Source organism: Paenibacillus sp. JJ1722 (genome assembly GCF_048282685.1).
GTDB classification, from domain to species: Bacteria; Bacillota; Bacilli; order Paenibacillales; family Paenibacillaceae; genus Paenibacillus; species Paenibacillus polymyxa_B.
Genome location: NZ_CP182500.1, coordinates 4372813 through 4395791 on the forward strand (window position 1 = coordinate 4372813; position 22979 = coordinate 4395791).

Annotated in this window: 20 protein-coding genes; 9 read left to right on the forward strand and 11 right to left on the reverse strand. The window is 39.1% G+C overall.

Translation table 11 applies throughout. From position 1 onward, the window contains the following. Positions 1-86: 86 nt before the first annotated feature. The 3 genes from ACM1ND_RS19390 to ACM1ND_RS19400 all read right to left on the reverse strand — a co-directional run bounded on the left by ACM1ND_RS19390 (position 87) and on the right by ACM1ND_RS19400 (position 3498). Positions 87-1430 (reverse strand): TldD/PmbA family protein, encoded by a 1344-nt coding sequence (locus ACM1ND_RS19390; RefSeq protein ID WP_418026500.1) that lies wholly within the window; start codon positions 1428-1430, stop codon positions 87-89. Between the two features lie 3 nt (positions 1431-1433). Beyond that, entirely contained in the window at positions 1434-2828 is a 1395-nt protein-coding gene (locus ACM1ND_RS19395; RefSeq protein ID WP_418026501.1) for a TldD/PmbA family protein, read from the reverse strand. 403 nt (positions 2829-3231) lie between these two features. Then, positions 3232-3498 (reverse strand): hypothetical protein, encoded by a 267-nt coding sequence (locus ACM1ND_RS19400; RefSeq protein ID WP_081327514.1) that lies wholly within the window; start codon positions 3496-3498, stop codon positions 3232-3234. Between the two features lie 108 nt (positions 3499-3606). Here ACM1ND_RS19400 and ACM1ND_RS19405 point away from each other — a divergent pair, with 108 nt between their 5' ends. Beyond that, the gene (locus ACM1ND_RS19405) at positions 3607-3834 is read left to right on the forward strand and encodes a helix-turn-helix domain-containing protein (RefSeq protein WP_069081171.1); all 228 of its coding nucleotides are present in this window, start codon (positions 3607-3609) and stop codon (positions 3832-3834) included. A 408-nt stretch (positions 3835-4242) separates the two neighbouring features. On the opposite strand, the gene ACM1ND_RS19410 is transcribed toward ACM1ND_RS19405, so the two are convergent. The 7 genes from ACM1ND_RS19410 to ACM1ND_RS19440 form a co-directional block, all read right to left on the reverse strand. Continuing rightward, positions 4243-4809, reverse strand: a complete 567-nt coding sequence (locus ACM1ND_RS19410; RefSeq protein ID WP_069081172.1) for a hypothetical protein — start codon at positions 4807-4809, stop codon at positions 4243-4245. A 6-nt stretch (positions 4810-4815) separates the two neighbouring features. Next, positions 4816-5706 (reverse strand): hypothetical protein, encoded by an 891-nt coding sequence (locus ACM1ND_RS19415; protein ID WP_069081173.1) that lies wholly within the window; start codon positions 5704-5706, stop codon positions 4816-4818. 2274 nt (positions 5707-7980) lie between these two features. Beyond that, positions 7981-8100, reverse strand: a complete 120-nt coding sequence (locus tag ACM1ND_RS19420; RefSeq protein ID WP_081327515.1) for a CPCC family cysteine-rich protein — start codon at positions 8098-8100, stop codon at positions 7981-7983. 59 nt (positions 8101-8159) lie between these two features. Continuing rightward, positions 8160-9767: a hypothetical protein gene (locus ACM1ND_RS19425; RefSeq protein ID WP_418026502.1), complete on the reverse strand. Its 1608-nt coding sequence runs from the start codon at positions 9765-9767 to the stop codon at positions 8160-8162. Beyond that, positions 9736-10347, reverse strand: coding sequence for a hypothetical protein (locus ACM1ND_RS19430; protein WP_069081176.1), 612 nt, complete (start codon positions 10345-10347; stop codon positions 9736-9738). The genes ACM1ND_RS19425 and ACM1ND_RS19430 overlap by 32 nt, the downstream gene beginning before the upstream one ends. Positions 10348-10515: 168 nt before the next feature. After that, entirely contained in the window at positions 10516-11973 is a 1458-nt protein-coding gene (locus ACM1ND_RS19435; RefSeq protein ID WP_069081177.1) for a hypothetical protein, read from the reverse strand. Between the two features lie 265 nt (positions 11974-12238). Then, positions 12239-12415, reverse strand: coding sequence for a hypothetical protein (locus ACM1ND_RS19440; protein ID WP_220030009.1), 177 nt, complete (start codon positions 12413-12415; stop codon positions 12239-12241). 268 nt (positions 12416-12683) lie between these two features. On the opposite strand from ACM1ND_RS19440, the gene ACM1ND_RS19445 reads away from it, so the two are divergent. The 6 genes from ACM1ND_RS19445 to ACM1ND_RS19470 all read left to right on the forward strand — a co-directional run bounded on the left by ACM1ND_RS19445 (position 12684) and on the right by ACM1ND_RS19470 (position 19730). Beyond that, positions 12684-15704 carry an EndoU domain-containing protein gene (locus ACM1ND_RS19445; RefSeq protein ID WP_418026503.1) on the forward strand — a complete coding sequence of 1007 codons (3021 nt, stop codon included), beginning with the start codon at positions 12684-12686 and terminating at the stop codon, positions 15702-15704. 19 nt (positions 15705-15723) lie between these two features. After that, a complete protein-coding gene (locus ACM1ND_RS19450) occupies positions 15724-16188 on the forward strand; it encodes a hypothetical protein (protein ID WP_103744725.1) in 465 nt (154 codons plus the stop codon). A 273-nt stretch (positions 16189-16461) separates the two neighbouring features. Continuing rightward, positions 16462-16683 (forward strand): EndoU domain-containing protein, encoded by a 222-nt coding sequence (locus tag ACM1ND_RS19455; RefSeq protein WP_219818462.1) that lies wholly within the window; start codon positions 16462-16464, stop codon positions 16681-16683. A gap of 138 nt (positions 16684-16821) precedes the next feature. Beyond that, a complete protein-coding gene (locus ACM1ND_RS19460) occupies positions 16822-17247 on the forward strand; it encodes a hypothetical protein (protein ID WP_340858129.1) in 426 nt (141 codons plus the stop codon). Between the two features lie 1531 nt (positions 17248-18778). Then, entirely contained in the window at positions 18779-19111 is a 333-nt protein-coding gene (locus ACM1ND_RS19465) for an Imm8 family immunity protein (protein ID WP_103744727.1), read from the forward strand. Between the two features lie 259 nt (positions 19112-19370). Next, positions 19371-19730, forward strand: a complete 360-nt coding sequence (locus ACM1ND_RS19470; RefSeq protein WP_279835721.1) for a putative zinc-binding protein — start codon at positions 19371-19373, stop codon at positions 19728-19730. Positions 19731-20050: 320 nt separating this feature from the next. On the opposite strand, the gene ACM1ND_RS19475 is transcribed toward ACM1ND_RS19470, so the two are convergent. Continuing rightward, positions 20051-20281 (reverse strand): restriction endonuclease, encoded by a 231-nt coding sequence (locus tag ACM1ND_RS19475; RefSeq protein ID WP_418028040.1) that lies wholly within the window; start codon positions 20279-20281, stop codon positions 20051-20053. 69 nt (positions 20282-20350) lie between these two features. Between ACM1ND_RS19475 and ACM1ND_RS19480 the strand changes: the two genes are divergently transcribed. Together ACM1ND_RS19480 and ACM1ND_RS19485 are read left to right on the forward strand one after the other, a co-directional pair. After that, positions 20351-21778: a pyridoxal phosphate-dependent decarboxylase family protein gene (locus ACM1ND_RS19480; protein ID WP_076157500.1), complete on the forward strand. Its 1428-nt coding sequence runs from the start codon at positions 20351-20353 to the stop codon at positions 21776-21778. A 265-nt stretch (positions 21779-22043) separates the two neighbouring features. Next, positions 22044-22916, forward strand: coding sequence for a copper amine oxidase N-terminal domain-containing protein (locus ACM1ND_RS19485; protein ID WP_279835724.1), 873 nt, complete (start codon positions 22044-22046; stop codon positions 22914-22916). The last annotated feature ends 63 nt before the right edge of the window (positions 22917-22979 follow it).

Genomic DNA, 22979 nt, shown 5'->3' on the forward strand with positions numbered 1-22979 from the left:
CTGATGCATCAGGCATCTGCCATCAGTAGACAATTGGAACGTCAGGAACAGGCCGTGAGTCTGAAAAAAGAAGGCTGCTCCAGTCATTAGGAACCTGAAATCGAGAGTGCAGCCAGCTTGAGCGAAGGCGATGTGCAGCTTCCCGTAAAACGCAAATCGTTGCCAACTTCCTCTACCTGCTGCAACACATCAAAGAAGTTGCCCGATACAGTGATCTGATTGACTGCTCTGACCACTTGCCCCTGTTCAATCCAGTATCCCAGACAAGCCAACGAAAAATTACCGGACGCCGTATTCGTACCCGCATGCAGCCCCTGTAGCTCGACGATCATCAACCCACGATCCGTCTCGCGAATCATGTCCTCCAACGTAGACGTCCCTGGTTCCACATACAGATTATGATACGACACACCGATTTTACCGTTATAGCTTCCCTTGGAAGCATTAGAGGTACTTTCCACCCCAGCCTTGCGAGCCGTCTTGCGGTTATGGAAATACGTCCGTAGTTCTCCGTCCTTGATGATCTCATTACGATGCGATGCGCTGCCTTCGGCATCAAACGTACTGCCTGCGGGAACGTTCTCCATCAGCGGATCATCAATCAGCGTGATATGTTCGCTTGCCACCTTTTGCCCCAGCTTCCCAGCCAAGCGTGAAAAGCCTTTATCCACCGACTCCGCAGAAAATACCGACGTATACGCAGCCAGCAATTGCGCGGCTGCATCATGACGAAAAATGACTGGATAGTTATCCGATTGGATCGTGTGCGCCCCCAGCTTGGAAACAGCCTCTTTTACGGCTCTATGCGCCACATCTACAATATCGATTTCCTCCACGCTCCGCAGCGAATAATCATGCCAGCCCCCGGTAACGGTCTCGTCATGGTCTGCTGCAATCACATACACATAAGCGCTCGCCAGACTTTTTCGACGATGGCAGTGCAGTCCTTTTGTATTTACTATTAGAACCTCATTTTCACGAATGCTGACCGAGCAATGCCGAGCCATCACAATCCGTGGATCTGCGGCAAGCGCTGTGCGCTCCATTTCCAGCGCCGCTTCGATCAGAATCTCAGGAGCGGTGTCGGCCAACGCTGAGGCATAGGCAGGCTGCTCAGGGTAGATCTCAGAGCCTGCGAACAGCTCATCCTGCTCTTCGCTCTCCAATATCTCCGCGTTGCTGCGTGCTTCTTCCAATAAAAAGTCGATCACGTCCGGTTCCAGCTTCTCCGTAGAGGCATAGCCCATTTTCCCGTTAATGACCCCCCGGAAGGAAAGTCCACCGTTCTCCACGATGGTATATTGGTCAATTTCTCCCTTCAGTACCTTCACCGAGGTAGAACGTCCATTTACATAGTAGATTTCCATATCCGCGTAGCCGATTTCCCGACCTTTTGTGAACAACGCTTCCTGAAATTGCTGAATATTCATCGCCTATTCCCCCTTCCGTCCGCCGACGGTCATCTCGGACACGCGAATTGTCGGCTGTCCGCAATTGACCGGAAGACTTCCGCTGACCGAGCCGCACATCCCCTGACCATGATCCAGATTGTTGCCGACCATATCAATATTTTGTAGGGTTTCAATCCCTTTGCCGATTAGCGTTGCTCCTTTGACTGGCTCGGCAATTTTGCCGTTGCGAATCATATACGCCTCTTCGACTGCAAAATTGAACTCGCTCGTCGAAGTATTCACCGAACCGCCACCTAGCGATTTGGCATAGATCCCGTACTCCGTATTTGCAATGATCTCTTCACGCGTAGAATCCCCGTTCGCAATAAACGTATTGTTCATACGGGACGCAGGTGCAAATTTATAGGACTGTCTTCGTCCCGACCCTGTCGCAGGTACACTCATCTGGCGCGAGCCCATGCGGTCGATCAGATATCCTTTTAAAATGCCGTTCTCAATCAGTACGTTGCGCTGTGTCGGCGCTCCTTCATCATCGATATTGAGCGAGCCCCACGCGTTCGGAATCGTTCCATCGTCTATAGCCGTGACAAGCGGTGAAGCCACCTGCTGCCCGATCTTATTCGCAAACACGGAGGTTCCATGAGCCACCGCCGTAGATTCCAGCCCGTGTCCACACGCCTCGTGAAAAAGAACGCCACCGAAGCCGTTCTCAATCACGACGGGCAGTCTGCCACTAGGCGCATATCCCGCTTTGACCATCGTGGTCGCAATACGAGCGGCGTGTCTCGCATTTTCTTCGATATTCAGATTCTCCAAGAATTCAGTCCCTGCATACGCTCCCGGCCCACGGAACCCGGATTGTCTATGCTCCCCATCGGTCGCAATCGCGCTTATTCTCATGCGTATATACGTACGGGTATCCTCCACCAGCAGCCCGTTGCTATTGGCGATCAGCACGTTTTGGATTGAGTTACTAATCCCAATGGAAGTCTGCGTGATGGAAGGATCATATTGGCTTGCTGCCTCATGCGCCCGTCTCATCATGTCAATCTTGGCACGTTTCTGTGAAGCGTCAGGAATGATCGCAATCGGATGTTGGTTAGGGATAGCATGAGGATGGAGTGTAAGGGTGTGTGTACCTGGCGCTCCACCTCCGCGAATGGCCTTGGCAGCCGATTTGGCCAGTCGAATCAGGCTCTGTTCGCTCATATCACTGGTGTAGGCATACACCGAGAAATGCTCCTTCATGATCCGAATACCAATCCCAAAATCCCGGCCTGACAGCGCCGTATCCACGACGCCTCCGGTCATGCCCAGTTGTCCATTGGTACGGTCCTCGACGAACACCTCTGCAAAATCCCCGCCCGTCTCCAGCGCGGCTTGCAGCATATCCTGAATCTGTGTTGGATGTATCATCACGTTCCTCCTCGTTTTTGCCATGTTTCATATTGTACGGCTATTCGTTCAAGATAATATGCGGGTTCATGTTTATTTCCCATAACTTTACTATACATGATGTTGGGAGTGGGTGTAACTATCTGGGTGGCAGTGTTGGGAGGAGGAGTGAAGATTTATGGGTGGGGATAGAGGGATTGAAATGAGAAAACCCGATTAGACCGTGAAGGGTCATGTCGGGTTTGGCTTTTTAAAGAGGTTTTACGTGCAACTAAGGACGCTACGTGGACGGATCATTCTTCCGATCGCTGTTGCCCCCAGATTTTTGTGATTATATTTTAACGGTAAAAATCCGGGTTCAAAGGCGAACGCTCCGCTTCTTCAGAACGATTCCGTCCCCTCCGCTACTATGCTTGGGTTTGCTTCATTTTGTTTCAAATCCTAACTGATTAGTTAAAATACTTTTCTCTAAGCGGATATAGTACAAAACATGGTTTAGTTCAATTTCCGTTGAGTGTAAATAATAAGCCGCTTCCTTAACTGAATCCATGCTCAACGCTCCTGCTTTGGCAGCGATAATGTTAAACGCATCTCCAAGTAATTTAATACAAGTTTGAATCCTCTCTGTGTATTGCTTTTCAAGTTCTACTAACTTTTCATACTCCGCTACCATGTCACTCTGAGAAGTCAAAATATTCCCCACCTTTTGGTACGTATATGAGTACCAGTTTTACAAAAATTATATGTTACGTTTATGCGTATCGTCAAGAAAAATTTGTAAAATAAGGTGGGAAACCTAATGGCAAAGAAAGTAGTTGTGAAAATTAACGAAATTACGAGAAAACACAATATTTCCTTGAGAGAACTCTCACGTTTATCTGATGTACGACACGCTGCTCTAAGCGAACTTCAATCAGGTAAACGTGAAAGCATCAATTTTAATCATATCGAAAGAATAGCCGAGGCTATGAACATTGAAGATATTCGTGAGATTATTGATCTGGTTGATGAGGTAGAACAAGATTAGTTATCCTCAGCTATTTGTCCTTAACCTCTTAAACTCAACATTTCGCGGTGGACACCTACGCATTGTCATATCACTCACCATCCATGGATCTGCTAAAGTAAGGGGTAGTAATCCAAGATTTCTTTCAGATCGTTAAGCTTTGGATTCTCACGTTCCATTGTTAACCATTACTAGTAGTTCGTTTGGAAAGTACTTAAAGGCATAGCATGTAAATCGGCGCTGTGTTGTTGTATATATAATTTCTCCTGTGATAAAAATGTCAACAAGAACTTACTTAACTATTGTTCCAAAAAAAAGCACCAAGTATCAGAAATATGAATGACCCCAGTATATCCCATACCTAGTATCCATCAAGCCAATTTCTAATGTTCATTAGCTTTTCTTCTACACAATAGCAACTCAATAGCTTTATGGATTATATGTGACGTAGTGATATAAAGTCTTCATATTCCTAATTGATATAAAAACTGAATGAATAGTTATTGTGAGCCACAGAATAGCACTTATCCAGCCCCATGTAGGTATTAAAATGCTACTAAATTTTAACGGTACCAATGAACCTACATAAAACAGTAGGATGCTGATCAATACAACAATTAGTTGAATTATTACAGCCCAAGTAAAAAATACAATCAATATCTCATATATAGATAACGCCCCTGGAGAGGTTCGGGTGTTTCTTAATCTCTCCATGGAGTTGCCAGCGGTAGAGATAATTGTGATACTAGCAATATTAAAACCAGCTAATATTGAAATGGCAGCAATTACTTGACCGCTTAGTTGCTGAAATTTATCAACTAAATCTTTAAAATTTGTAACATATTCAGATGTAAAAAGCAGAAGTAGTGACGATATAATAAATGGAACAAGCACATCGACAATAAGTTCAGAGCGAGAAGAATTTTTCCAGTATTTTACAAATGTAACCCACGGGAAATTATTGGCTTTTATAAACCTCTTTACGCCCCTTAGCATGACTTATCATCCTCTCAAAATTCTTCTTTGTGTTGCTACTTCCCGCAGAACATTTTCTACAGAGGTCATCATGGGTTGATTATTACGATCAACCTCAACTCTTTTCTTATACTGCTCTTGGGATTCATCTAATTTAATTACCTTTTCAGCCCCAGCCAATTTACCTCTTACAACAATCTTAGTGACCCCTTGCTGATCTTTATATTTTTTAACCAAAGGCAAGACGCCTTTCATGCCTTGCCGCTGATATTTAGCTTCAAATTCTAACTTGACATCAGTAGCACTAATTTCTTCAATGTCATTTTGAAGTGCTCGTACAGCCACATTTTCATCGGCTGTTAACTCTGTTTTAGACACCTCTATAACTACTTTGTGCACTGTATTTAATTGTCTAATACTCTCAAAAAAGTTGTTTTCCACAAGAGTACAAACTTGTATAAACGTTAATGAATTGTTTCGGATTACTTGTTGACCAAGTTGTTCAATGTATTCTTCAAATTTTGGCCTATTAAGTTTTAAGTTGCTCTGAAGAAGTAATAAACCATCAGCTTTTTTTATAATAAAATAAGTAGACTCTGTTTCTCCTTCACGCAGCAATTTAGGGTTAGGACGAAGAGTTAATTGATCAGCGTGTAATAATTCGCCAGTCGTACCATACTCGGCAGATAAAAAACGACCAAATATGTAGTGTTGATCAGAATCAAGGTAATCCATGTACATAAGCCATGAATCATTATAGCGTTTTGTTCTAGTTTCTAAAGACAGCGAAAAAATGTGATCAAAGAGTTGCTGAATAACGTCAGAATCCCATTTAATTGCATCGGTGGAATGTCTGTTCTGAACCATATAATGCATATCAACCTGATAAGCATTAAATCTTTTTGACTTTTGTGGCATAATAATCCTCCCTTTCTAAGGATATAGTACCACAAAAAAAAATTTTTTTAAGCCTTTAGACTCTATTAAAATAAAAAATGAGTATTCTTACTTAGAATACGTGAAATTCAGTACATGTATGAATATATTGTTGTATATAGGCTTCCATTGGGCAGATGGCTTCGCATAATTAGCGACACAAAAATCGTCATTGTTATGTACTTTTAGTAGTTCTTTATATCAGTTATATTTTGAAATACTACTTAGACTAAGCTTGTTCCTCAGTGTATTAATGCCATGCTTTGAAGCAAAATTTTGTTAAAATCAGATCAATAGGACGACCTCGTTTGCCGATGACCTGATGTGATTAAAAATCACTTTATCTATGTCACATTTTCTAAAAATTTGTACTATTTTTGATTAAAACAAAGTTCATGCCACTGTACCACGCAAGTGTTTATAGATAGCTTCAATTTTTTGCTTTTGAAATATTCACGTTATTTGAGTTATTCATCAAATAGATTCCTCAGCACACTTTTCAACTTTCCATACATACTTAATAATTGTATTCCTTTCATAATTCGGAATGACTACGATACGTGGAATCTTCGGTGCTGGCTGTGCTGCTGAACTCACACCCAGAGCCGCTTTCCACTTATGGATATTGGTGAGTGGAGGCATTTTGCCGAGTGTAATGTGTTCATATAGATGAGCAAAATACTTTTCTTGGATGAATTCCGTTCTCTACGTATGTACCATAGCAGGTGACTTGATCGAACGGACATATTTCTCCCCATTATAGTAGATACCATCTCGCAACATACGTTCAAACAAAGCAAGTTGAGATATCAATTTGATCAGTTCTGAGCATAAAGATGACTTCGGTAACATCAACAAATGGGTTGTGTTCTGCTACGACTCGCTTGAGTTGGTCGAGATAGATACTGTAGGATACGGTGGAACGAATACTAGATTGTGGTGCGTAAAGTAGTTACCTAGAAACGTGATTTTGTTAAAGTGGAATAGCTTGATCTGGTATTAATTGTGCATTGTATCTGTGGACAAGTTTGGTCCTCCTGTTTAGTAGTTTGTGTGAGAATTTTATGATTGTGAACGTTCCATTCTGTTACTTCTTGTATCCGTGTAATGAACAGAAACGAACGTTCGTATTTATTATACCGAATGTACGTTCGTATTTCAACAAGGGGCTTGGAGAATTATTTATTTAGATAACAAGAATTCAAAGTAACAAGAAAAAACGAGTCTATATACCCTCGGATTTTTGGAAACACACTGTAAATTACTCCTGATTCAATTCGGTGTAATCTGCGCGGAAGTAACCCTTGTAATCCGTAGCCTTAAGCCCATACGCTTTCAGCATCTTCAGCAATATATTTGGTATACATTTCCACTCTTATATGTTTCTACATATACTTTATCTAGGATTAACTGAGGTTTCCTTATCCCTTCTTGCTTCGTTGAGATATACTTATTTCTCTTGCCGTTCATACCAGGCATATTTTCAAAAGTAGGAAATTTTTTGCTATCTATTGTATAACAAAAATCTTGATATTAATTTAAGGTGATACATGAACTCGATTGAAGTGCACAGCCAATTGGTCCTTACACTAAGAGTAGTCGTGATATGCACGCGATTAGTGCATTTTTTATTTAATTTCAGAAAAGCGTGAGAAAGCAAAGGTATGCTAATTGCAGTGTTTGATGATGGTAACTAACCATTTAACGGTTCTCCCCAGTGCATCTCTCAAAAGAAATAGGTTATAATTTCAAAGCATTATTGTACGTACAAGACAAAAATAATACTGGGTCGATTATGATTACACAGGTTAAAGATACGAAATTGGTTTTAATCGCCCCCCCATTAAAAAACGCCTCTGAGAAGGTCTCTGAAGCATAATTACTTGCAAAATAATTCAATATCATCTAAAGCTGAATGAGCATGCCCTCTAACAAACGCACTCTCATCATTCAATGCACCATTGATAAGTGGAATAATCAGTTCCTAATTAACCGTTCCATGTATCCTCGCATTATGACCAAAACGAAGAATTGCTATTCCTCTTATATTTTCGTTTTTATGCTGATTATATCGAGCCACTGGCTCTTGTGCAAAATTTACATAATTTTAATTTAATACTAAGAAAAGCTTTACTAGTAAATATTTATTTATCTGACTGTCGTAGAATGTTTCTTTTACCTCTGTACATTGTGTAGTTCTTTTTAAAATTATCCTTTGCCGTTAATGAGTAATCAGCATTAGGACCGCCCCAAACTTCATCTGCATATGGGTCGCTCTTGCCCATCATCCTCCCAGTCACATAAACAACAGATTTCCCAACCACGTCTTTCTTCTAGTGTAGGATAACCATAACAAGGACAATTAAATCGGTTCATGTAGCATTGATCTTTCTTTTATCAATCTTGTCATTACAGATAGTGTTAATATTAGAAAATTAACTTTTAGTTAACTCATTCGTTACTATCTTTCTTAAATCATTTATGAAATGTCTATCTCTCACTACAGAGGAAGTAGATATTAACTCCCACCACAGGTGATTTTCATAACAGAACGATTCATTTGCATCCTCTTGGTGATTTCCCACTCTCCAATTCCCCCCAATTGTCAGCTTATCTGTAAACCTAACAACAGGGGTATAAATCGCATCACCATTTATTACATCCCGCCCTAAAGTGTTTTTTACCTCCACATTGCATGGATAAATAGCAACAGCTTGAATGTCATTTACTACGTCATCATACAAATGATTCAGCTGAAAGAGTGCTGATAGGTCAACCACTATTGTTGCTATATATGACTCCCGTCTTCTTGGCAAATCAATAAAATCATACGCATATCCTAACAAGGTTTGTATTTCTTCTTCTTCGGTGGAATAAGGGCTAGCTAACCCCGCTTCTGATAATTCATATCTATTACAAATCCATACGGCGACTTTTCTAATAAGCTGAGTACACGTATCTATCCGATTAAACGCTTTAAGAAGCAAGGAGGACGGAATTATTGAAACTGCATATTTATCAGAAATTGGAGAGAAAAATCCAGAATTGTTGTTTATTAAGGTTTCTAGCATGTCTGCTGTTTCCTCTGCTAGTGATATCTCTTGTCTTTTAATTTGAAGCAATCCAAGAAGACCTAAAATTTCCATTAACTGAGAACAAATTACTGGATAGGCTATGAAGGATAGGACTCCCCTAGTATGTTGGTAGAAAACAGTCTCTCTCTCTTTATAGGACTGTTTAATTGGCTCGATAAAGCTAAGTGCATTAGCCATAAAATGGTCCTCTGCGAGTCTTAAACAGTCTTCTGACCATTTTGGTATAGACCCGATATCGTGTAATGCATTTAACATTGCTCGAATAGGAAATAGACTGACGTATGTTGCCAAAGCTAGCCTATTTGTATTTATTAGTTCATATGTGAATAGTGTAGACTCTAAGATTACTCCGAGAAAGGAACGTTTATCCTTAGATAAACATTTTTCAATCCATCTTCGGGAATATTGCTCTACTTCCTTAAAATTCGATTCGTTTTTCTTAAGTTTGGACAACATTTGCAACAAATCCGGCGTTTCTTCAATTAGCCCTAAAGGACTGATTCCACCATTAAGCATCATCTCTATTAGAGTGTCGATATCCCATACTTTAAAGCCTATTTCGCCCTCAGATTTACATCTTTCATTGTATTGTTGCGCAGATACTGTAGCCCCACCAACGAGTCTACCCGTAGTAATAAGTATGATTTCTCTTTGTAACTCTTCATCAAATGAAGGATGAGAAAGAGGATTAATTCTTGCCTCTTCAATTTGCCATCTAATTTGACCCCAATCAGAAAGTCCAATGTTTCCACCTTTTGATTGAAATACATATTGAACTGTCTTTTCCCCTTCTATTTTTTTCGCTATAAAGTCCTTTCCGAACTCGAACGAACCATGAGTGAAATGAATGTCATGGAATCCGTTCTTCAACAAGATGCAAAGAAGGGGGATGTCAAATTGCCTTTCGTTCAATGTTTCAATATAACTTACGAGTGCGTTTCTTAGCAAAGAAATCATCCCTCTTCCGTGAAATTAACTCTTCCATCTGTTTTTGTTGCTGTTCGCTCGGTGGATTATCTTCAAGAACCTTCCGCATGTTGGGATATATGAACAATGTAGGCATGTTCGGACTACCATCATCATTAAAAGTAATCTCTATTTTCTCCAACAATTCTAAGAACAAGTCGAATGAGAAGGGTTGACCTCTACCATCTACCACCTGACCGCTAGCATCACATACTTCCCCTAAAAATTGAAAAATTTGAGGAACGAGCGATTCAATTCCAGAGTCAGATGCTTCATCAATACTTTTCATCAAAGCCTCAACATCTGTCCTCAAAATCACATCAAACGGTATATTAAACTTCATTTCAATTTTTGCAGGTTCTTTGTCTAACATAACTTCATCAGAACTAGTCCGTATACGAGCAGGCCCTTCATGACTAACTGTCCCTATTCCGGACAATAGTTCATTCTTTAATGACATGAATGACCTAGTGGTATCTTGAAAGAAATTTATAAAAACATCTTCATATTCAGGAAGTGAGGTAATAATCTTTGCCTCGAATTTTGAATTTTGATTTTCCATAACTACACCGCCCAACTTAAAATCATTATATAATTTCTTCCTAGAATAAAAATAGTCCTCAAGTGAGGAGCTATGACAACAAAGCATCTTATATTACGAGCAGTGAAAAGTACTACTAAAGTACAGAACGAATAATATCGACAAGTCTAATGTAAATATTGATACAACCTATTTCACTAACGAAGCTGATGGTTTATTATCTCTTCGAGCATCTATCAAATAAATAGAAGTATCGTTTTCAAGGCTTAATTCCTTTAGAATCTCATTTACTTTTTTATGTTCTGCCTGACTAAAATATAAAATAACTTTAAATGATTTTCCCGTCCCGTTTGCTTTCTCGTATATCCCAACTTGATTTCGCAAATTACTTTTCAGCTTACTGTTCCTAGCTAATTTAAATTCAACTAATGTACTATCAGATGCACCTTTTGATACCTTATAATCTACTGACCCCCTCCCATTATTAACCTCTCTATTAACATCGGCCTCAGTTTCAAACCACACAAATTTAAACAATAACTGAATTTTGTCTTCATCTGCAACTTCTACTCCATTATGATAAAACAATTTATAACCATCATTGTTTTCTATTACATATTTTAAATACTCAATCCTCTGCCTTGTTAAATCCGGTGTGCGAATGTCACTCTTATAAAATTCTGTTTTAGAAAGCATATTAGTTAGTTCTGTAATTTTAAAAGCCAAATCATTAGATTCAGTACCCGCGTCTTGATTTATGATTGTTTTTAAATAACTGATATTTACTTTAAACTCGTCTCCTCCGATTCTATCCAACAGTACTTCCCACGAATCCTTGAATTTTAGTAACAAGTTATTAATATATTTTAATTGATTCTTTAGTACTTCCCTATGGCGGTCTCCCTCAGGGAATATCTTCACCGATTCTAATGAGTACCTGTAGGAAGCCCATAATTCAACTAAGCCTTCAATAATGATTGGGTTAAGTTCTGTTGAAGATTCAGCCCCTAATAAATTTTCACCTAATACAAAAGCATAATTAGAACACATCATTAAATAATTCGCATCTGCTATTCTCTGATATCCCTCTTCCAGCACATCAACATAATTTCCGGTTACGTTTAACAAATCTTTGAATCGTTCTTGAATCTTTTTATAATAATCTATCGATTTGGAGATATTATTTTTTATAGCCTCTTGTCTAGCTAACAAATACTCAAAGTATATTTGATTTTGTTCTTTGTAATAGGTCCACCTTTTTGAATCATAATTAATACCATTTATAGCATCTTCATTAAGATATTTTATCTGTAATGCGTCATTAGACAGTTTAATCGCCGTCTCTATATGAGCGATGCTACTTTTAGAATGACTGATAGCTTCATCAAACTTACTATTTCTTTCATTATAAATCGCAAGACAGTAATGCTTTTCATATTCTAAATGCTCTTTATTCATTTTAAACAGAGCAACTCTATCATCAAATAAATTATTTAATTTGGCTATTTGTTTTGCATACTCACCAATAACAAAATCAAATAATTCTACTGCTTTCAGTAATTCATTTGTAAATCCAAAAAAATATCCGGCTTTATTTCGTAACTCAAATGCCTCTTCCCGTTTTTCCTCCACTAAATTCCAATCCATATAATCACTCAACTTTCGAATTTATATCAATTTTATAATTGAAACAAGGTGATGATTTTTTCTACAAAAACACCGCCCATTTGAAAATAATACCATTATAGCATACAAGAAAAATAGCCCCTTTTAAAGGATCTAACACCGATACATCATGTTTTTAATCTTTTCTCACAAGTAATGAGCAACACTCCACATGTGTTGAGACGATGGAAGGGATATATTCGTTTTTATTATATATATTACCTATAAAATCAAAAGCCACTCCTTCTCACAACACCCCCATTTTCCAGATGATACCCGTTTTCCCTTCACTTCTATCGATCCCACTAGTTCCATATGAGCCTGTATTTAATTTACCCGAATCCTTAATCACAATTAAATTAGCCCCGTTCCTGACTTTGGAAGGCAATTGTTCAAAATTACTGTCAGCTTTCTCTCTTCCCATGCCTCTCCCTTCCAAAAATACACATTGAAAATCCCCCAATGAATGGTCATTCTGTAAACTAAATCTCTCTTTTAACCGATAAATACATATGCTGGGTTGTTTATTAAATATCACCTCTCGTCCCTTTATAGCGTACAAACCTTGTTATACATATTTATATTGACTCTCAGTTGCACTCATCTGCGGCTTCTTCAATCAGAAGCGCATTCAAGATGACGTGCTTTACTTGGAAATACCCATCGCATCTAGAAAGGAGTCATGAACTCACTTGAGCGTATTATCAGATGGAATCGGATATGAAAGCCTACGCTTTTATGGTCCCTTTCAGCCACTACACATCGAACAACTTCAAATAACACGCGTCATTAACGATCATGCCTTTTTACATATCAGTGGCATGCTCTCCGAAGAACAAGGGGCTGCATGCATCGGACAGGATATGGAGCAAGAGCCCATTGTGATTCGTCAGTTGGATGATCAGGGACAATCGCTGAGAAGATTGTTCCATGGGATTGTCACGCGTATGTCCGTACATTGTGTGCGAGGCGTGTATACGTTTGAACTGGAGGCCGCTTCCCATTCGTACCAGATGGATATTAAGCGTAAAAGGCGCTCCTATCAAGATATTCATCGCACTTATGATGATCTGGTCACTTCGCTGGTTCGAAAATATCAGTACGGAGATGCCATTGATACGGTGAGCCACTATGCCAAACTAGAGACATTTGTTTTACAATATGAGGAGACCGATTGGGCGTTTTTAAAACGTCTCGCTTCTCGCTTTGGCTCCGTACTTGTGCCAGAGGTAACCGCAGCCTCGCCCAAGGTTTTCTTCGGGATGCCAGAAGGCAAGCAGCATAAGGTGGAGCGAGATGTATTTTATCGAGTACGAAAAACGTTTCATGAGCTGGATACGGAAAAGCCGGGAGAACGTGCTAGCTCGTATGTCACCTATATGATTGAAAGTCTGCAATACTATGCGCTGGGCGACCTCATCACGTTACCCATCGGACAAGGCAAAGAACTGGTCGTGGTTCGAGCAGTGACAACCTTAGCAGATGGCTTACTGCGCACCCGTTATGATCTTCAATCCGAACAGGATATCCGCTATGCCCGTTATGAAAACGATCAGGCCACTGGGATTTCGCTGACAGGAACGGTGCTGAAGGTACAGCAGGATTTTGTACAGCTTCAACTGGACATTGATCCGAAGCAAGATCCTGCCAAAGCGTGCTGGTTTCCGGTGTCCACCCGTTATGTCGCCGAAGAACATAGTGGCTGGTACGATATGCCTGAAGTAGGAGAACAGGTGGAATTGTATCTGCCTACCCACCGCGAACAGGATGCCTATGTCACGGATTCACTGCGGCAACAACGCCACACCAATGGTCAGCCGAATGTGAAGGTATGGCAACATGTGCAAGGTAGCGGCGTAGAAATGTCTGAGTATGAACTAACTCTATCCACCTCCGGTGAATTTTCCATTACACTACATGAAGGTAACGGCATTACGATCGACAGTCCGGGGAATGTGCAGATTCAGGGTGGTCACGTGAAGCTCGATGCAGGTGAGGAGCTTTCGCTCGAAGCTGGAACGGCGCTGTATCTGAAAGGCGGAGCCAGCAGTATGGTACTGGATGGTGAGACAGATACCAAAGCTCCGGTGATATATCAGGAAGGTACGGTGAAAGCACCTGTTTTCGTAGCCGACCTCCCTCCTGTGCCTGAGCCACCATTGATGAGCATCAAAGCATACGAGGCGGCGCAAGCTCCATCAGCAGCTAAGACTTCATCAAGCAGCACTCCTACCGCCAAAGTAACAAGTCCGGCTGCACTTCAAAAGGCCGACTCTTTGTTGGGTACGGTGTCCAAGCTATTAGGCTCCATTCCAGTGATGGGAAAAGTGGCTGGCGTTGTTGCGGGAGCTTTAGGTGGGCCTGCGGCGGGTGTCATTCTGAAAGCAACCGCAATGATCCCCGTTCGGAGCAATGGAACTGCTACGATTGGAGGCGGAAAGGGGAACGGTATTCATCCGTTGAAACACTTGGCTGGTCTAGCACTCCAAGGATTGATTAACCAGTATGAACATGATCAAGCGAGACAAGCCTACTATAGCAAGTGGATTTTGGGGAAAGTGTTTACGAGTGCACGTCATATAGCGCATTCCGGTGGCCCACTGGAACTGGTTCAAAACCTGCTGAAAGAGTCTAATGCCATGGTTCATGCGTATCAGCAGATTCCTATAGATCTGAGACAACGCTGGAGAGCCAATTATGACAGCTACATGGCAGCTGAAAAAGCCAAAGTATCCTATAATTTCGATGAATATGATAAAAAATTTATGGGTACTATGTGGGTCCTCAGTAAAAATGGAGTTACCGATCAGAAAGCAGCCCAAGCCACTCTTGCCTATAACGAAGCGATCAAAAATGGAGAAATCAAATTACATCACGAACCAGAAAATGTGGATATTTTCGTAGAACAAATTAAAGCAGCTAAAGAAGGAAAGAACTATTGGACAGGAGAAGAAATACCAGAATGGCAAGCAAATGCAATTATAATCAGTAGCGTATTTTCTGAATTTCAGATGGTTGGAAGTTTATACGGTGCTAAATTTGGCAGGAATATAAAGATACCTTCTAAATCAATTAAAGCTCCAAAAGTTAATGTTGAAACACCGGGGACAGGAGTAATTAAAGTATCTCCGGCTGACCAAATAAAAGAGCGAGTATTACAAAACATCGCCCAGAGCAAGGCCGCAAGGGAAGCATCCAAGTTTGGGGAATATGTAAAAAAAGAAAAGCTTACTCTTGATGCTATTAAGAAACGACAGGCGTTAGAGGGGACGGGACAAGGTGGTAAACCTGTTATAGAGAAAGAGAAATGGCTTGAGAGTCTACAGAACACAGAAAACTTCAAACAAGGGACTAAAGAAAATGGATTAAACCATATTTTTGATGGTGAAATACTCAAGAATGGAAATGCCAATGGTTTTCATTATGAAGGAATGCCAAGTAGTAACGGTAAAATTGTCGGAAATATTGACCCACCTAATGAGTTTGGTGTCTATCAAGCTAATATTGAAATTAATGGAGTATTAAAAGGACCTAAATCCACATTTTTTCCAAAGGAATGGACACCACAACAGGTGATAGATTCAGTAAATGAAGCTTTTAATAATAAAGTAATTATAAAAAACAATAAATATATAGGAAAAACAAGCACGGGAATGGAAATAGAGTTTATTTTAAGAAATGATAAGATAATTTCAGCTTATCCAGTATATTGAATTGGAGGTTGTTTGAATAATGATAAAATATAAATATAAATTGAGGTATATGGAAGAATTTAATATAGTTATATTGGATTTTGACGAAGAAAAATCACTGGAGTTCGCCAATATGATAAGTGATCCCTTAGGATCTGATATACCTTGGAGATTTAAAGATTTGAAAATTGATATTGATAATTATGTTGATTTATTAAGGGGAAATATACCCGAATATAGACATGGAGGAAATGCATCAAGCGTTATATCCTTTAGAGACTATACAATAATTGAAGATCCATTTTATGACGAGGAAGAAGATGAAATTGAACCGATTTGTAAATTAGAGACAGTTGAATTTGTGAAAATTATATTAGTATGGGCTTATGAAACTTATAAATATAAAAGCGAGAGGGGGAGGATTCCTCGAGAGGAGGCAGAAATGGTTATGAATTGGATTGAACAAAAAATGATAGAAGTTAAGAGTATAGAAAATAACGAATAAACATAACAAACACTGAGAAGCTTATTCCTATAAGAGTCATAATGAGGAATAAGTTTTTCAATATGTATACAGGTATATCAACAGTCTTTATAATATTGAAACATTACATAAATTTTGATTTGGGTAACGTAGACGGATACTGACTAAGATCGTTTTCTCCTTAGGGGACGGGTAAAGCTAGTGAATCTTACTTATCACCAGAGATGGAGCAAAAAATATTAGGGGGAGAGAGAATACCAGGTAAAAATGGAATTAGAGGGGCATTCGCCTAATGTGGTAAATGATGAAAATTCTAATTATGCAGTAGAAGTTCTCAGGGAAAATCCAGATAGATCTAAATTTGTTCAATTTTATCATCAGTTTCCAGATGGAACTCTCGCAAAGCTTAAAAAAAGCACAGTATTTCCTGATTCATGGAGTGATGAGAAAATTATAGGCTCTATAAAAAAATTAGCGATACGCCAGCAGTTGGAAGTCGTACTTCAGATGGGGTAACTACAACTTTGCATAGCGGTACTGTAGATGGTGTTGAAATAGATGTTATTAAAGAAGGCAAAAACATTACTGCTGGATATCCAGTGGGAGGTAAACCAACGCCAGGATTTGAACCAATAAATTAGTGGAGGAAAATTTATGAAATATGAGGGATTTGACAAATTAATAACTGAAATGTCTGGAGAGAATGCTTCAGATGATTATTGGTATGATGTTGGAGTAAATGATGCGATGACCTTGATGGAAAAATTTTCTGAAACAGATTGGGAATTGCTTAAAAAAAATATAATGGAAAAGTCGTTAGAGTGGCAAAAAAGGGTAGTATATTGCTTTGAAGAAGAAAATGATGCAAGAGAAATTAATATAATATTATCACTTATCGAAACAACAGACAAAGAACTATTTGAAATGTGTATTGATTCTTTAAGATTTTTAATTAATGATAATAATAAAGATTGTATAATAAATAACCATGAACTTATGGAGAAATTGAGAAAAATGGAATTAATTTATAATATGTCAGGTAGAATATGTAGGGAGTTTCTTAATAAATTACAACTATGAATTAGTACACACTAATCATCAGGTTAAAACTGCAGATGATTTTTCAATGGAATGGTTTGAACAAATTCAAGCAGAAAAAAGTTTTTAGAGTAAATTCGAATACTTACCAACAAACTAAACACTAACTGATTCAAGCACTCGATAAACTTACAAAAGCTCATTCCAACTTTTTTTATTAGTAGGGATGAGCTTTTATTCCACACAAAACAGTAACTTGCCATCCCTCCCCATCAGAGTTTACATACAGAGACTCAAACGACTAAGGGAGGGAAATTCACTATGAAGGGCGTTTATTTATCAATAATAATCTAGATGAATATCAAACCAGGTATATCACTAAAGAAAATCCAAAGCTACAGAATTATCCTTATTTAGAAGAAGTTTTTTAAAGGTAGCGGATATAAAAGGTAATTCGTATACTTTTTATATAATATAACATCGCAATGGGAATCAGCTGCCCGTGTTGTGAATTCTGTTTTATCCGCCGCTATTTGCTAACAATATAAACTACAAGGGACGGCTGTTAAAAAGCCCCCCATTGCCAAGTAAGTCATCTATTCATCCAAAAGCAGACTAGACTTAACCCATGTAATACCCGTATTAAGATGTTGTCATTCTGTTTGTATGCACAACATTGCTTGAGTTTTGTATCCTAAATAACGTGTTTCCATTACGTCAACGGACGAATATGTGAAACTTATATCAGAAGGTGCGACTAACGTTCATGAAGCGGCAAGATGTCTAGGTGCATTTACCGCCTCCGGCAGATATTCTTACAATTGGCCAATAAATTAAATAATGAATTTGCCGTTGAAATACTAGTTTCAATGGGACGTTCTAATTGGGGAGAAATCCCTCATTACCTAGAAACATTTGCCCAAGAGGTTCAAAAAGCACAAAGGATAAGATATCGTTCAGGAATAATTGCATTGTTCATCCTCTGTGTTCAGACGCTCATGTCAGTTCGTTTTCTTTTGGATATCCATTTACTGAAGCAGCTGTGAATGATTGGGCGTGGGTAACTCCAAAAAATACAGAAAATATAGTACAAAAGAAAATAGTAACCTCAAAAGAAGCTGACGTATTGGTGAAACTAGGGAGCTTATTACGATGTAATGAGGACTTGAATTCAAACGAAATTGCAAAGCTCTACACCGATTTTTTTGAAGATAAGAACCCATTTGATGTTATTTACACTTTACCAAAATAAAAAACATAACGCCAAAGAAGTCGCTGCGAGAGTTGCTGCGTTTTGTATCGGGCTTAGTTTTCTGTAGGGAAATAGAAAAAATATCCTCGCTTCAATTGATTGGATCATCTTAAACTGATAAGTTCATGTCCTATAACTATGCAAGAAATCGTAGAACCCGCCCCTATCTTTCCCCTAAAACAATGACTTGAGATCCCTCACCATCTGAAGGCGTTTGACTTGCAAAAGAAAATGCTCGAAGAATACAGCGCTGGAAAAGCATGGGCAACAAAGCAGATAAGAAACATTCATATTGATATTCTAGAATAGGAGAATAATCAAATGCTTACAATAAAGGCTTTAACAAAGGTGTACGAGGATTGGGGTGAAGATATAGACGACTTCTATATTACTTATAATGTAGATATCGGACCCGTTGAAATAAATGGAGCATCAGACATGTTTTCATTTGAACTAGTAAGTCCTAAAAGGTTAGATAGGATGACAGATCAAGGTGATATTATTATCGGGCATGGTCATTTTATAGCAAAGAACTTTAATGAAAATATACTTGAAGCCACATTAAATCGTATCATTAATAAGTGCGCAGATAATGATATGAATAAGGCATACAAAAACCTATCTGCATATTTCCATTGGGAGATGGATGAATAATTAACAATATCCCTGGAAATCAGATTTATATTTAGATAAAGCTAATTCTCTATTAGAAAAATTAAGTTAAAAAGAGGGATCTGGCTGATTTATACACACACAGTTAGCCCTATAATAGATTTTACAAAATGTTGTCGTGATCGTGATCACGGTTTAGACTGTAAATTTAAGTTAAAATACAAACAATTTTAAATTTATTTCAGCTGAAACCAAAGATACTGTGATCGATCACAAAGAAAAAACAAGGAAGTGTACAAAGATGAAAAGAACTGATTTACCTCTTGTCTATTCTTGTTCTGGATGTTCCTCCGCAGCACAAACCGCTAACATGATCGCTATACGAATGGATCGAGAAAAAGTCGCTGAAATGTCCTGCATAGCTGGTGTTGGTGGTGATGTCAAACCCCTTGTCAGAACAGCAAAATCTGGACGTGACATCATTGCAATTGACGGCTGTCCCTTGTCCTGTTGCAAGAGTTGCTTAGCAAGGCATGAAGTTCAACCCAAACACTATTTCCTGCTGTCTGACTTTGACGTACCCAAGATAATAGGAGAAGATCCTAACCCCGATCATTATAGGAATGCTTACACACAAATCTTAGAACAAATTGGACAATAATTCTTAGTCAAAATTAAGGTGTGTATCGAAAGATGGCTCACCCATTTTTTTATTCCTTTGAGGTGTTGGTACAATATACAGTAAAAGTATAGTTGGCTCTTATTAACAATATAAGTAAATTAGTTTTTACTGGTGGCTCCTATCGCATCTTTAAGGGGCACCAGTATTTTTTTACTCCCAGTTTAATGCAGAGTCATTTTTTAAATTTTTAAGTAGCTCATTTGCAACATCTGGCAAAGCGTTTTCGAACACTTTTCTTACAAGTACTATACATTTATTCTCTTTTTTTAATTATTTTCAGATAACTAAGGTTCCCCCTCCTATATTACAAGCTCCCCCGCTCCTTGCTGCCTTGTAAAATTACTCGTCGTTACCATCCAAGCAACACAGCAACTATGTACCTGCTTACCAGCCTTGAGTTGGAGTAGTATACCATTCTCAACATCACATTTCCAGCATTTGCACTGAACGGCGATTTTATAGCTCTCTTTGCCTTTGAGAATTACTTTGCGTAATAGCGAAGAGCCTAAAAATAAACGTAATGATGAAATTGGTGAATATCACAATATGACAACAGATGTTATATTATACTTGATTGAAGTTAAGCAAAGGAGATGCTTATGATGAATCAAGAACCAAATCAGCAATTAGGTGAGATTATTGAACAGTTCATACATTCATATATTGCAGAAAATAACAATATTCGATCCCGAAAAGTAGTCAACACTGCAGATGGGGATACAATAGCTCATTTAAGGGGAATTGGTTTTCCGAAAAAAGGAAGACCGATACAAGAGGTCGTCGATGAAATGAGGAAAAACGTCTATCCTCACCAAACCTTCATGCAACACCCTCGCTTTTTCGCATTGGTTCCTGGTCCAATGTCTCTTTACTCGTGGTTAGGAGATATCATGACCAGCGCTTATAATACCCATGCCGGAAGCTGGATGCTGAGTTCGAGCGCAAGCCTTTTAGAGGGGGAAGTGATCCGGTGGATGTGTGACCAAGCAGGATATCCCAATACTGCTGGAGGCTTATTTCTGTCGGGCGGATCGCTGTCGAATTTGACCGCTTTAGCGGCTGCACGCAATGCAAGGTTATCCGAGCAGGAATATGCCATTGGAACTGCTTATGTTTCAGATCAAACTCATTCATCGGTCGCCAAAGGGTTACGCATCCTCGGATTCCGTGGTGATCAAATCAGAAAGATTCCAAGTGATAAAAATTTTCGTATGGATGTTTCAGCCTTAGAAAAAAAAGTAATGGATGATCAGGCGGCTGGCATGAAGCCTTTTGCGATCATTGCCACGGCAGGCACAACCAATACGGGAAGCATTGACCCGTTAAACGAAATTGCTGACCTATGTGAAAAACATAACATTTGGTTACACGTGGATGGAGCTTACGGTGCATCGATTTTGGCTTCTTCGAAATATAAGCCCCTTTTGAGCGGGATATCGCGTTCAGATAGCATCACCTGGGATGCACATAAATGGTTAATGCAGACATACTCCTGTAGCGTAGTTTTAGCCAAAGAAAATCAACAGCTTAGAAACTGCTTCAGCACACATCCAGAATATTTGAAAGATGCCGAGACTAATGAAGAATATATTAATTATTGGGATCTGGGCCCTGAATTAACGCGGCCTGCTCGAAGTTTGAAACTATGGGTGACACTACAGGCTTTAGGAACTAATGCTGTCGGTGAAGCCATAGAGCATGGAGTTCAACTCGCAGAATGGGCTGACGATGAAATCAAAAAACATAATAATTGGGAAATTGTATCCCCCGCACAGTTAGCGATTGTTAATTTTCGATATGCGCCAACTGGATTATCTGAGCAAGAATTAGATTCACTCAATAAAAGGATCTCCCAAGAAATGATGACAAACGGATACGCCTCTGTGCTTACGACACAACTTAATGGAAAAACTGTTCTCCGAATCTGTGCAATTCACCCAGACACTACGGAACATGAGATAAGGAATACAATTCAGCTTTTATCGAATATAGCACGCTCATTGAATGAGACAAAAGCCTTTTTGTGATGAAAAATCTTGAAATGAAATGCTACGCTTTCTGTAAATGAATAAAAATGCTCAACATCACACAAATAAAAGGGGCTCGCGGCCCCTCTTTACTGTTTCCTAAACATCTTCCAAATTATTTGCCATTGTGCAATGCAGTAACAATGAACAGCACTCAATCCTATAACGTATGTACTCCACATGTGTCAAAGAAGGACAAACTATCACTGCTCCAAAGCAAACATGCGACCTAACACAACCTATCTCAATTCACGGAGGGTGAAAAATGAAACGAAAATATTTTTATAGAACGGCCGTATTATCTCTTGCAGTTCTTGTGAGTGCTATATTTGGAACCTCTTCTTATAACGCTAATGCAGCACCGATTAATCACTCTATTCATGTCAATGGAACCTCTTTGCTCAAAGTGAATGATTATGACGTTTTGTACTGCACGCCGATTGGTCCCTACGTTAATGAAGAAAAACGTCTCATGGTTCCGCTTCGTTCCGTTGCCGAGCTTCTTGGCGCAAAAGTTGATTATAACGGTAAACTTCAGGAAGCAAAAATCAGGTGGAGGTCAAATGAAATTGTGTTTCAAAAGGGAGCGAAAACATATAAACTGAACGGTACTCCAGCACAGATGGACACTCAGCCCGAAGTGATTCAGGATGCCTTTGTCATTCCGCTTGGGGTATTAGTGAGAAGTATGAATATCCCGTTTGAGTACATGAACAACAAAGTAATTTTAAAAGATCTTGCTTTTGACCAAAGCAAGATTTTTCAAAAAGTAATAGAACTGGATCGAGGAAGATCCATTGTTGACAATCCTTCTGCACTGGATATTCAAAATTTCAATCTTGTGGAAGAGAAAAACTCAGCAAGCGAAACCAGAGGGAGTATCACAGTGAGTGGGTTAAATCGGACAGGCTCCACGATTAAAGAAGGAAAAGAAGATTTGCACATCATTGGCTTCTTTAATCAAACGGTGGAAATGGATGCAGATTTCGCGTCTGTAGATATCCCGGATCGAAAACGTCCAAAAGTTAATCAGGAAGGTCGCGTGTCTCAAAGTCTGTCGTATCTTAAAATAAATGACCCTTTGCAGTATATACTAGCTGCCGGAAGAACATTACAAACGAAGAATGAACGAAAATAGTAATATTCCATTGGACTGAGGCCTTTTAGTTTTGCCTGCAACCTCATTATTTTAAATAATAGA